The organism is Cupriavidus sp. 30B13 (assembly GCF_049059565.2).
Lineage (GTDB): Bacteria > Pseudomonadota > Gammaproteobacteria > Burkholderiales > Burkholderiaceae > Cupriavidus.
In genome coordinates this window covers 125,282-137,441 of the sequence record NZ_CP188224.1, presented here as the reverse complement: position 1 = coordinate 137,441, position 12,160 = coordinate 125,282, and the positions used below count along the sequence as shown (strand labels likewise).

Below are 12,160 nucleotides of genomic sequence, written 5' to 3'. Positions count from 1 at the left end.
CGGCGCGGGGGCGGGGGAGGGAGGGGCGGTCCATGCGAGCGTGTCCGCTGCCCCCGGAAACCGCGCCGCGGCGCGGGTTTGCGCGTGCCTAGCGCGCCGGCGCGGCGCTGGCCTGTTGGGCCATGTCGCCGGAGATCGGTTTCGGGCCCGGCTGGCTGCGTTCGCAGCCGGTGGCGGCAAGCACGCCGAGCGCCAGGAAGACGGCAATGCCCAGGCAGCGCGCGGTGATCCGGTTCATGGTGCCTCCTTCTGACAGGGTTCGAGGGGAAATGCCCGGAAGGACGGCGGCCGGCGCGAGCGCTGCCCGCGTGCCTTCCGGTTTCCAGTCTAGCCGCTGGCGCGCGGCCCGCGCTTGGGCAAAGCGCGCGGGCGGCTGTATCATGGACGCTCGGACGCAGACATAAAGCGGGAGAGGCCTTATTGGAGTCTCATCATGTTGCGCTATGCCGTGCTTTTCTTCGTGGTCGCCGTGATTGCCGCGCTGTTCGGCTTCGGCGGTATCTCCGCCGGGGCGGCCCAGGTGGCCAAGCTGCTGTTCATCATCTTCCTGGTGCTGTTCGCGGTGTCGCTCATCTGGGGCCTGCGCAAGGAGCGCTAGCGGTGACTATCCAGCCCATGCGGCCACATTTCCGGACGCGCGCGTGAATCCCGCCGATTCTCCCCGCCGCCCCCTCGACCCCAAGCCACCGAGGCCCCGCCCGGGCCACTGGCTGCCCGACCGCCACACCGCCGCGCGCACCGCCAGCGTGGTGATGGCCTCGATCCGCGCCTGGGTGGCCCACCGCGCCGCCAGCAAGGGCGCGGCGCTGTCGTTCTACATGCTGTTCTCGCTGGCGCCGATCCTGGTGCTGGTGATTTCCATCGCCGGCATCTTCTTCGGCGCCGAGGCCGCGCGTGGCGAGATCTTCGCCCAGATCGACGGGCTGGTCGGAGAACAGGGCGCGGCCGCCATCCAGCAGATCCTGGCCGCCACGCATCGCGCCGGCGGCGGCGCGGTGGCCGCCGCCATCGCCACCGGCATCCTGTTCGTGGGCGCCACCAGCGCCTTCGCCGAGCTCAAGGGCAGCCTGGACGAGATCTGGGCCGCGCCGGCGCCGCAGGGCGCGGGCTGGCAGCAGTTGCTGCGCGCGCGGCTGCTGTCGTTCAGCCTGGTGCTGGTGCTGGCCTTCATGCTGCTGGTGTCCCTGATCGTCAATGCCGCGCTGGCGGTGGTGGACCGCTTCTGGGGGCAGATGTGGACGCAGTCCTGGTTCGCGCCGGTGGCCGATGTGCTTTCCACCGCGTTTTCGTTCGGCGTGGTCACGCTGCTGTTCGCGGTGATCTTCAAGATGCTGCCCAACGCACGCATCGCCTGGCGCGACGTCATCATGGGCGCCGTCATCACCGCCATGCTGTTCGCGGTGGGCAAGCGGCTGATCGGCCTGTACCTCGGCAACAGCGCGGTGGCGTCTTCGTACGGCGCCGCCGGCTCGGTGGTGGCGCTGATGTTGTGGGTGTATTACTCGGCGCAAATCTTCTTCTTCGGCGCAGAGCTGACGCGCCAGTACGCGCTGCAATTCGGCAGCCTGCGGGGGCAAAACGCCGGCCCGCCGGCCGATCCGCGCGCCGCCGGTCCCGCGAACCGGTAAAATACCGCCCGATTCCCTTCGTGCATGCCCGCAGTGCCCGGCGCCCCGACCGCAAGCTGATGGTCCCGCCGGCCCCTGGCGCCGGCCCGCTGCGCCCCGGGCCTTTCCATCTTCCGTTTGCAGAATCCACCGCCGTGAGCTCGCTCGTATCCGAAATTGCGCGTCGTCGCACCTTTGCCATCATTTCGCACCCTGACGCGGGTAAGACGACCCTGACCGAAAAACTGCTGTGGTTCGGCGGCGCCATCCAGGTCGCCGGCGAAGTGCGCGCGCGCAAGGCCGACCGCCACGCCACCTCCGACTGGATGGAACTGGAAAAGCAGCGCGGCATCTCGGTGACCTCCTCGGTGATGCAGTTCCCGTACCGCGAGAACATCGTCAACCTGCTCGACACCCCGGGCCACGAAGACTTCTCCGAAGACACCTACCGCACGCTGACCGCGGTGGACTCCGCGGTGATGGTGATCGACTCGGTCAACGGCGTGGAAGCGCAGACCATCAAGCTGCTCAACGTCTGCCGCCTGCGCGACACGCCCATCCTCACCTTCATCAACAAGCTCGACCGCGAAGGCCGCTCGCCCATCGAGCTGCTCGACGAGATCGAAGACGTGCTGCAGATGCAGTGCGCGCCGATGACGTGGCCCATCGGCATGGGCAAGTCCTTCCGCGGCGTGTACCACCTGATCGACGACCGCGTGCAACTGTTCGACCCGCACGGCGAGAAGGGCACCTCCGCGATGGTCGACGGGCTCGACAACCCCGAGCTGGACCGCATGCTGGGCAGCCAGGCAGAGGAGCTGCGCATCGAGATCGAACTGGTGCGCGGCGCCTCGCATGCGTTCGACAAGGACGCCTTCCTGGCCGGCAAGCAGACCCCGGTCTACTTCGGCTCGGCCATCAACAACTTCGGCGTGCAGTCGCTGCTCGACGCGCTGTGCGAACTCGCCCCGCCGCCGCAGGCGCGCAACACCGAGACCCGCGTGGTGGAGCCGGACGAACCGAAGTTCACCGGCTTCGTGTTCAAGATCCAGGCCAACATGGACCCGCGCCACCGCGACCGCATCGCCTTCGTGCGCGTGTGCTCGGGCCGCTTCGAGCGCGGCATGAAGCTGCTGCACGTGTCCACCGGCAAGACCGTGGCCATCAACAACGCCATCACCTTCATGGCGCAGGACCGCAACACCACCGAGGAAGCGTATTCCGGCGACATCATCGGCGTGCCCAACCACGGCACCATCCGCCTGGGCGACGTGTTCACCGAAGGCGAGCCGCTCAAGTTCACCGGCATCCCCTCGTTCGCGCCGGAGTTCTTCCGCCGCGCGCGCCTGAACAACCCGCTCAAGGTCAAGCAGCTGCAGAAGGGCTTGCAGCAACTGGCCGAGGAAGGCGCCACGCAGATGTTCCGCCCGATCGCCTCCAACGACCTCGTGCTGGGCGCCGTGGGCATCCTGCAGTTCGACGTGGTGGCCCACCGCCTGGAGCACGAATACGGCGTGGACGCGATCTTCGAATCGCACGAATGCGCCACCGCGCGCTGGCTCAAGGGCGATCCGGCCGAGATCGAAAAGCTGATCGAAAAGGCTGGCCACAACGTCGCGCTCGATGGCGCGGGCGACCATGTCTATCTCGCGCCGAGCATGGTGAACCTGCGCCTGACGCAGGAGCGCTTCCCGAAGGTCGAATTCCGCGAGACGCGCGAGATCGTCTGAGCCCGCGGGCTTCCGCCGCCGCGGCGCGGGTGCGCAGCCTGCGCGCCGCCTGGGAGAAAAAACGGCCCCTGAGGCGCCGTATCGCTGCAACGCGCCGACTCGGCAAGCCAGCGAGGCATAGGTTAAAGTGCATATTAATGCACTATTTCGCCATTGTGTCAAAGTCGATACATGGAACTTGCTGCATGCGGATGCATGCAGCGGCCTGCTCGGATAGAATCCAAAGCTTGCGGAATCAAGCATCCGGCCAGACGGGAGGCCTTCTCCAGGTTCATCCCTGGGACAAGGGCAGAGCTGGCCACGTTGCTTGTGTGCCGCCGCGTGGGACTTTGCCGTCCGTCCCGCCGACTGTCCCGTCCTTGCCACCATCCATGTCGACCCCTGCCACCGTTCCGGCCGCCGAGCCGGATTCCGTTTTTCGCGACCCTTCGTTCCGCCTGTTCTGGTTCGCCCGCCTGTGCACCACGATCGGCTACCAGATCTTCACGGTGGCGGTGGGCTGGCAGATCTACGACCTCACCCGCGATCCCTTCATGCTCGGCATGGTGGGGCTGGTGCAGTTCCTGCCCTCGGTGATCCTGCTGCTGATGTCGGGCCACGTGGCCGACCGCTTCGACCGGCGCGTGATCGTGCGTACCTGCCAGACGCTGGAAGCGCTGATCGCGGCGTCGATGGCGGTGGCCAGCCTCAAGGGCTGGATCACGCGCGAGCACATCTTCGTCTTCGTGGCGCTGATCGGCGCCACCCGCGCCTTCGAGACGCCCACGCTGCAGGCGCTGCTGCCCAGCGTGGTCACGGCGCGCCAGTTGCCGCGCGCGGTGGCCATGTCGAGCTCGGCCGTGCAGACCGCCATCATCATCGGCCCCGCGCTGGGCGGGTTTGCCTATGTAGCCGGCCCCGGCGTGGTCTACGCCATCAGCGCCACGCTGTTCGCCATCGCCGCCTGCCTGGTGAGCGCGCTCAAGCTGCGCCAGGTGGCGCAGCGCGTGAATACGCCGGTCAGCGTCGCCACGCTGTTCGCCGGCATCGCCTATATCCGCAGCCGGCCCGTGCTGCTCGGCGCCATCTCGCTGGACCTGTTCGCCGTGCTGCTGGGCGGCGCCACCGCGCTGCTGCCCATCTACGCGCGCGACATCCTCCACACCGGCCCGTGGGGCCTCGGGCTGCTGCGCTCGTCGCCCGCCCTCGGCGCGCTGACCACGGCGCTGTGGCTGGCCCACCATCCGATGAACCGGCGCGTGGGCCGCATCATGTTCGGCGCGGTGGCCGTGTTCGGCGTCGCCACCATGGTGTTCGGCATCTCGCGCTGGCTGCCCCTGTCGATGGCGGCGCTGGTCATGCTCGGCGCCTCCGACATGATCAGCGTGGTGGTGCGTTCCACCCTGGTGCAGCTCGACACGCCCGACGAGATGCGCGGGCGCGTGGGCGCCGTCAATTCGGTCTTCATCGGCGCCTCCAACCAGCTCGGCGAGTTCGAGTCGGGTGTCACGGCGGCGCTGCTCGGGCCGGTCGGCGCGGTGCTGCTGGGCGGCCTGGGCACGCTGGTGGTGGTGGCGGTGTGGATGCGCCTGTTCCCCTCGCTCGCCGAGCGCGACCGCCTGCACGACCACCCCGTGGCTGCCTGACAGCCTCCGCCTGCTTTCGGCACGGTGCCGCGCGCCGTGCCACGCATCCCCCCGCGCATCCCCCCGAACCGCGAAAGCGTACCCGTTTCTGCGCGCCGCCCGCCCCGTGCGGCCGCGCTGCGCCAACGCTTGCCCACACTCGGCCCGCACGCCATCGGCCAGCCCTCCGGCGAAATTTTCCGAACCGGCGCCAGCCCTTGCGCCATAAGGGCTGGCGCGGTTTCGCGCGGCGCCTGCGCCGCCGCGCGCGGGAACCTCATTCCCGCTCTTCTGTCCTGAATACAGCCGCAATATCGAGCAATTGTCAGTGATCGTCCGACATTCGGTCGGACTGTCGCGGGCAGACCCCGCCGCCGCGCCATGCGAAACATGCGAACGGCGGCGCGGGGTTTGCGCGCTTGCCGGGCACGCAGAAACGGGTACGCCCGGCGCTTTCCGACTGCGTTTCGTCTTGTTTTTTCCTGATTTTTTGGCCGGAGCCGATCGCCATGAACCTCAACTTCGTCGACCCGCAGAAGCTGGAAGCCGCCGGGACCTACCTGGCGCAACTGGCCGTGCAGCAGGGCCTGAACTGCATTGCCGCCATCGTGATCCTGGTACTGGGCTGGTGGATCTCCGGGCGCGTTCGCGGCGCCATCCTGCGCGCCTTCGACCGTCCCAGCGTGGACGCCACGCTGCGCCCGATGCTGGCCAGCGTCACGCAATGGATCGTGCGCGTGCTCACCGTGGTGCTGGTGCTGTCGCAGTTCGGCGTGCAGACCGCCAGCATCATCGCCATGCTCGGCGCGGCGGGCCTGGCCATCGGCCTGGCGCTGCAGGGCACGCTGCAGAACATCGCCGCCGGCATCATGCTGGTGCTGCTGCGGCCGTTTCGCGTGGGCCAGTACATCGATGCGCAGGGCGTGGCCGGCACCGTGCGCGAGACCGGCCTGTTCATGACCGAGCTGACCACCTTCGACGGGGTTTGCCTGCGCGTGCCCAATGGCAAGATCTGGGGCAGCGCCATCACCAACTACAGCGAGAACCCCACGCGCCGGCTCGACATCGAAGTCACCGTCACCTTCGGCGCCGACCTCCAGGCCGCGCTGGAGGCGCTGCGCGCCATGCTCGCGGCGGACAAGCGCGTGCTGCCCGATCCCGCCGCCGAAGTCATGGTGGTGAACTATGCCGCGCAGGGCGTCACGCTCAACGTGCGCTGCTGGACCAGCGCCGATGACTACTGGAACGTGCGCTTCGGTTTCTACCAGCGCATCAAGCAGGTGCTCGAAGCGGCCGGCTGCCCGATCGCCGTGCCGGTGCAGGAGGTGCGCGTGCCGGAGGGCGCCCAGCCCGCGCCCGCCACGCCCGTGGTGCCATCCGTCGCGCAGCGCCTGAGCTGACGCGGCGATCGGGCAGCCGGCCACACCGCGCCACACCGCTCGCCACACCGCGCCCCCGCCCCGCCCGCCGCCGCATGTCGGCGGCGATTCCGTTCCCGGCGCACCCTCGCGGCGCGCCGCCTTTCCATTTACTGGAACCGCATTGAAGCCTGCATCGACACGCCAGCCCACCCACCGCCCCCGTCCTCCCGCCCGCCCTCGTCGCCGCGTGCTGCCGGCCCTGGCCTGCGCCGCCGCGCTCGCGCCGGCAACGCCGGCGCAGGCACATGGCAACCTTACCCTCTACGGCTTCGCCGACGTCGGCATCTTCCGTCCCGCGGCCGGCCAGCGCGTACAGCTCGGCACCATGCAGCGCAGCTTCATCGGCCTGCGCGGCAATGAGCCGCTCGGCCGCGGCTGGGCCGCCACCGTCAACCTGCAGACGCGTTTCGACATGGGCGACGGCCGCCTCGAAGCCAACGGCGCCACGCCGTATTTCCAGGGCGAGTCCACGGTGGGGCTGGCGTCGCCCTACGGCGACCTGCGCTTTGGCCGCGCGCTCACGCCGATGTGGCAATACGACTGGCAATACGACAGCTGGGACAACTTCAACCGCGTCAGCTCGGTGGCGTGGTACGCCTATCACCCGTCCTACCGCACCGACCCGTATCACAACGGCCCGGCTGGCGAGTACTCGCGGCTGAACAACGGCGTGTTCTACGATTCGCCGCGCTGGGGCGGCATGCATGCGCACGTTGCCGCGGGCATCGACAAGAGCGGGCGGCCGGATGCCGCCGGCAACCGCGCCAGCACGCGCCCGCTGGCTGCCTCGCTCAACTACGACGCCGGGCCGTGGTCCGCGATGCTCGCGGCCGAGCGCAACGCCGCCTACGACAACACGTGGTTCGCCGGTCTCGCCTACGCCTTCGGCAAGGTGCGCCTGATGGCCTCGTACAGCCAGACGCACCTGAGCGCGGCCAGCCAGGCCTTTCTCGGCGACGCGCGCGCAAAGCGCAGCGCGGTCACGCTGGGCGCGAACTGGCGCGTGGGCGCGGCCACGCTCAAGCTCTCGGGCGCGCGCGACTTCCAGGGCTACGGCCGCGCCGGCGCGACGCACTATGTGACCGGCGGGCTGGACTACGCGCTGTCCAAGCGCACCACGCTCTATGGCGCGCTCTCCTACCGGCACAGCCGGCGCGCCCGCGGCGGCACGGGCTTCGGCACCGGCATCAGCCACGCGTTCTGAGCGCGGACGCTCAGCGCTCGTCGGCAAACAGCGAGCAGGCGCCTTCTTCCGCCGTGCCCACGTGCTTGCGGAAGCCGCCGAACAGGTCGCGCCCGACGCCGTGCCGGTTGGCCGACAGGTCCGGCGGCGCGATGTCGCGCGCGTCCCATTCGGCCTGCGGCACCATCACCGCCAGCACGCCGGCCTGCGCATCCACGCGCATCGGGTCGCCGTCGCGCACGCGCGCGATGCCGCCGCCGTTGAGCGCCTCGGGGCAGACGTGGATGGCGGCCGGCACCTTGCCCGAGGCGCCCGACATGCGGCCGTCCGTCACCAGCGCCACGCGGAAGCCCCGCCCCTGCAGCACGGTCAGCGTCGGCGTGAGCTTGTGCAGCTCGGGCATGCCGCAGGCGGCCGGCCCCTGCCACGGCAGCACCGCGACGAAGTCGCGCTCCAGCTCGCCGCGCTTGAACGCGTCGATCAGCGCATCCTGCGTGTGGAACACCAGCGCCGGCGCTTCCACCACGTGGTGCTCGGGCTTGACCGCCGAGATCTTGAGCACGGCGCGGCCGATATTGCCGTCGAGCAGCTTGATGCCGCCTTCGGGCGCGAACGGCTGCGCGGCGGCGCGCACGATGCCGTCATCCAGCGGCGCGGCGGGTCCGTCGGTCCACGCCAGCTTGCCGTCGCGCAGCACCGGCTCGCGCGTGTAGTCGGCCAGGCCGGTGCCCACCACCGTGGTCACGTCGTCGTGCAGCAGGCCGAGCTGCAGCAGTCCGCGGATCACCACGGGCAGGCCGCCGGCGGCCTGGAACTGGTTCACGTCGGCGCTGCCGTTGGGGTACACGCGCGCCAGCAGCGGCACCGCCTCCGACAGCTCCGCGAAATCGTCCCAGCCCAGCACGATGCCCGCCACGCGCGCCATCGCCACCAGGTGCAGCGTGTGGTTGGTGGAGCCGCCGGTGGCCAGCAGCCCCACGATGCCGTTGACGAAGGCGCGCTCGTCGAGCACGTCGGCCACCGGCGTGTAGCGTTCGCCGCCGTGCACCAGGCGCAGCGCCTGGCGCGCGGATTCGCGCGTGAGCGCCTCGCGCAGCGGCGTGCCGGGATTGACGAAGGCGGTGCCGGGCAGGTGCAGGCCCATCATTTCCATCAGCATCTGGTTGGAATTGGCGGTGCCGTAGAACGTGCAGGTGCCGGGGCCGTGGTAGGACTTGCTCTCGGCTTCGAGCAGTTCGGCGCGGCCGATCTTGCCCTCGGCGTATTGCTGGCGGATATGCGCCTTTTCCTCGTTGCCGATGCCGGTGGTCATGGGGCCGCCCGGCACGAACACCGCGGGCAGGTGGCCGAACGACAGCGCGCCCATCACCAGCCCCGGCACGATCTTGTCGCACACGCCCAGGTACAGCGCGCCGTCGAACATCTGGTGCGACAGCGCCACCGTCGCGGACAGCGCGATCACGTCGCGCGAGAACAGCGACAGGTCCATGCCGTCCTGGCCCTGCGTGACGCCGTCGCACATGGCCGGCGTGCCGCCGGCGAACTGGGCGGTGCCGCCCGCCTCCAGCGCGGCTTCCTTGATCCATTGCGGATATTCCGCCAGCGGCTGGTGCGCCGACAGCATGTCGTTGTAGGACGAGACGATGGCGAGGTTCGGCCGCTCCTGCGCCTTCAGGCGGATCCTGGCCGCCTCGGGCATGGCGGCCACGCCGTGCGCCAGGTTGGTACAGGACAGGTTCGCGCGTTCCACTTTCTGTCCGGCCATGGCGCGCGTGCGCGCCAGGTAGGCCTGGCGGGTGGCGGCGCTGCGCGCCACGATGCGGGCGGTGACCCGTTCCAGGACTGGATGGCTTGGCATGGGGATCTCCTGCGGGGTGTCTTTGGCTTTCAGCCTAGTGCACTTTGCCGGGCGCTGCACGCATGCAACGCGCCCTGCACGTTTCGGCCACCGGTGCTAGACTGCGCTCCATTCTCTGGAGTCCGGACAACATGAAGCAAGCAGCCCGACACGCCGCCGCACCCTTCGCAGGGTTTGCCGCGTTTGCCGCGGCACCTCACGGTGACCGCGTGCTGCTGGCTATTCGCGTCTAGCCTTCCGAGCGTCGCGCCCGGAAGGCTGCCAGCCACCCGGGGAACGAAGAAACATCGACATCGCCAACCCCGGACGGCCCGCAGGCCCGCCGGGGTTTTGTTTTTGCATTTCGTCACCATCTCACACGCCATGCGTACCTACGACAAGCTGATCGCCACGATTCAATCCGGCCAAGGGAACGGGGGCTTGCGCCCGTCCTTTGGCGTGGTAGCGGCATCGGTTGTCGCAGCCGTCGATGTCACTGCATGCCGCATGCGGCATGCCGGCGCCGCCCCGCAAGCGATTTCATAGCCCCCTGGCTGCCATCCGCAGTCCCGGGGCATCGCACAGACCGCCCGCCGGGGACACCGAGAACACCCTGGCCGGCACGCACCCGCCAGGGTGTTTTCGCAAAGGCAGCCCATCATGGAACGCAAGGAACTCAACGACAACGGCATCGTCAGGAACATCGGCATCATCGCCCACGTGGACGCGGGCAAGACCACCACCTCGGAACGCATCCTGTTCTACACCGGCGCCAGCCACCGGCTCGGCGAAGTGCACGACGGCGCCGCCGCCATGGACTTCGACCCGCAGGAGCAGGCGCGCGGCATCACCATCAACAGCGCCGCCACCACCGTGGCCTGGCGCGGCCACCGCATCAACCTGATCGATACCCCGGGCCACATCGATTTCAACATCGAGGTGAACCGCTCGCTGCGCGTGCTCGACGGCGCCGTGGTGGTGTTCGACGGCGTGGCCGGCGTGGAGCCGCAGACCGAAACCAACTGGCGCCTGGCCGACCGCTACCGCGTGCCGCGCATCGCCTTCGTCAACAAGCTCGACCGCACCGGCGCGGATTTCCTGCGCGTGGCGGGCATGATCGAAGCACGCCTGGGCGCGGTGCCGCTGGTGCTGCAATTGCCCATCGGCGGCGAAGCCGCGTTCGCCGGCGTGGTCGATCTCGTCGCCATGCAGGCCCTGCTATGGCCGGACGGCGCCGGCATGCAGGCCTATGCCAAGCAGCCCGTGCCGCCGGGCATGGCGCAGCAGGCCGCCGCCTGGCGCCAGCGCCTGCTGGAGACGCTGGCCGAGCACGACGACGCCATGCTGGAAGACTATCTCGCCGGCCGCGAGCCGGACCAGGCGGCGCTGCGCGCGGCCATCCGCCGCGTGACCGTGGCCGGCGCCGCAGTGCCGGTGCTGGCCGGTTCCGCCTTCAGGAACAAGGGCGTGGAGCCCTTGCTCGATGCCGTCACCGGCTACCTGCCGGCGCCCGCCGACGTGGCGCGCGAGGACCTGGCGGCGGACCCCGCCCAGCCGCTGGCGGCGCTCGCTTTCAAGGTCGTGCACGATGCGCACGGCACGCTCACGTTCGCGCGCATCTACCGCGGCCAGCTGGCTGCCGGCGATACCGTGCTCAATGCCGGCAGCGGCAAGCGCGAGCGCGTGGCGCGCCTGTACGAGATGCATGCCGACAGCAGGCAGGAGCGCAGCGTGGCCGTGGCCGGCGACATCGTGGCCATTGCCGGCCTCAAGGCCACCGTGACCGGCGACACGCTGACCGACCCCGCGCATCCCGTGGTGCTGGAAAGCATCGAGGCGCCCGAACCGGTGATCGACGTCGCCATCGAGCCGCGCACCCACGCCGACCAGGCCGGCCTGTCGCGCGGCCTGCAGGCGCTGGTGCAGGAAGACCCCAGCCTGCGCCTGCGGCAGGATCCGGAAAGCGGCCAGACGCTGCTGTCGGGCATGGGCGAGCTGCAGCTCGAAGTCACGCTGGAAAAGCTGCGCACGCGCTTCAACGTGGAGGTGACGGTGGGCCGGCCGCAGGTGGCCTACCGCGAAACGCTGACGCGCGCGGCCGAGGCGCGCTACCTGCACCGCAAGCAAAGCGGCGGACCGGGCCAGTACGCCGAGGTGCTGCTGCGCGTCGAGCCGCTGCCGCGCGGCGAAGGCTTCCGGTTCGAGAGCCGCATCGCGGGCGGCGCGGTGCCGCGCGAGTACGTGCCCGCGGTGGAAGCCGGCATCCGCCGCGCCGCCGCGCAAGGCGTGGTGGCGGGCCATCCGTTGGTGGATTTCAGGGCGGTGCTGCTCGATGGCAGCCATCACGAGCGCGACTCGTCCGCGCTGGCCTTCGAGACCGCCGCCGCCGCGGCCATGCGCGAAGCGGCGCAGGCCGCCGCGCCCGTGGTGCTGGAGCCGGTCATGGCGGTGGAAGCGATCGCGCCCGCCGACCATGTCGGCGACGTGATCGGCGACCTGCACCGCCGCCGCGGCGTGGTGCGCGGGCAGTCGCAGCAGGGCGGCGGCGCCACCGTGGTCGAGGCCCACGTGCCGCTGGCCGGCATGTTCGGCTATATCGGCAGCCTGCGCGCACTGACCTCGGGACGCGGCAGCTTCGGCATGCAGTTCGATCACTATGCGCCGGTGCCGGCCAGGGTGGCGCAAGCCGTTGCGTAGCGTCCTGCGCGAAGTGAACGAAAAGCCCGCCCGGCATTGCGCCGGCGCGGGCTTTTTCTTGCATTGGGGTTGGGTGCATAG

Annotated in this window: 10 protein-coding genes; 7 read left to right on the top strand and 3 right to left on the bottom strand. The window is 69.9% G+C overall.

The genetic code is table 11. The features are described from left to right. Positions 1 to 88: 88 nt before the first annotated feature. Complete coding sequence (locus tag ACKI2N_RS19995; RefSeq protein ID WP_420998204.1) at positions 89 to 238, bottom strand: hypothetical protein; 150 nt, start codon at positions 236 to 238, stop codon at positions 89 to 91. A gap of 195 nt (positions 239 to 433) precedes the next feature. Here ACKI2N_RS19995 and ACKI2N_RS19990 point away from each other — a divergent pair, with 195 nt between their 5' ends. The 4 genes from ACKI2N_RS19990 to ACKI2N_RS19975 all read left to right on the top strand — a co-directional run bounded on the left by ACKI2N_RS19990 (position 434) and on the right by ACKI2N_RS19975 (position 4,962). After that, entirely contained in the window at positions 434 to 598 is a 165-nt protein-coding gene (locus tag ACKI2N_RS19990) for a DUF1328 domain-containing protein (RefSeq protein WP_420998203.1), read from the top strand. A gap of 154 nt (positions 599 to 752) precedes the next feature. Next, positions 753 to 1,628: a YihY/virulence factor BrkB family protein gene (locus ACKI2N_RS19985; protein WP_420998212.1), complete on the top strand. Its 876-nt coding sequence runs from the start codon at positions 753 to 755 to the stop codon at positions 1,626 to 1,628. A 134-nt stretch (positions 1,629 to 1,762) separates the two neighbouring features. Next, positions 1,763 to 3,337 carry a peptide chain release factor 3 gene (locus ACKI2N_RS19980; RefSeq protein WP_420998202.1) on the top strand — a complete coding sequence of 525 codons (1,575 nt, stop codon included), beginning with the start codon at positions 1,763 to 1,765 and terminating at the stop codon, positions 3,335 to 3,337. A 371-nt stretch (positions 3,338 to 3,708) separates the two neighbouring features. Continuing rightward, positions 3,709 to 4,962 (top strand): MFS transporter, encoded by a 1,254-nt coding sequence (locus ACKI2N_RS19975; RefSeq protein WP_420998201.1) that lies wholly within the window; start codon positions 3,709 to 3,711, stop codon positions 4,960 to 4,962. Positions 4,963 to 5,266: 304 nt separating this feature from the next. On the opposite strand, the gene ACKI2N_RS19970 is transcribed toward ACKI2N_RS19975, so the two are convergent. Then, complete coding sequence (locus ACKI2N_RS19970) at positions 5,267 to 5,452, bottom strand: hypothetical protein (RefSeq protein WP_420998200.1); 186 nt, start codon at positions 5,450 to 5,452, stop codon at positions 5,267 to 5,269. On the opposite strand from ACKI2N_RS19970, the gene ACKI2N_RS19965 reads away from it, so the two are divergent. Both ACKI2N_RS19965 and ACKI2N_RS19960 read left to right on the top strand, forming a co-directional pair. Further along, a complete protein-coding gene (locus ACKI2N_RS19965) occupies positions 5,451 to 6,341 on the top strand; it encodes a mechanosensitive ion channel family protein (RefSeq protein WP_420998199.1) in 891 nt (296 codons plus the stop codon). The genes ACKI2N_RS19970 and ACKI2N_RS19965 overlap by 2 nt on opposite strands. A 208-nt stretch (positions 6,342 to 6,549) precedes the next feature. Continuing rightward, positions 6,550 to 7,566, top strand: coding sequence for a porin (locus tag ACKI2N_RS19960; protein WP_420998198.1), 1,017 nt, complete (start codon positions 6,550 to 6,552; stop codon positions 7,564 to 7,566). A gap of 10 nt (positions 7,567 to 7,576) precedes the next feature. On the opposite strand, the gene edd is transcribed toward ACKI2N_RS19960, so the two are convergent. Continuing rightward, complete coding sequence (gene edd, locus ACKI2N_RS19955; protein ID WP_420998197.1) at positions 7,577 to 9,403, bottom strand: phosphogluconate dehydratase; 1,827 nt, start codon at positions 9,401 to 9,403, stop codon at positions 7,577 to 7,579. A gap of 639 nt (positions 9,404 to 10,042) precedes the next feature. On the opposite strand from edd, the gene fusA reads away from it, so the two are divergent. Next, positions 10,043 to 12,079, top strand: a complete 2,037-nt coding sequence (fusA, locus tag ACKI2N_RS19950) for an elongation factor G (RefSeq protein WP_420998196.1) — start codon at positions 10,043 to 10,045, stop codon at positions 12,077 to 12,079. The last annotated feature ends 81 nt before the right edge of the window (positions 12,080 to 12,160 follow it).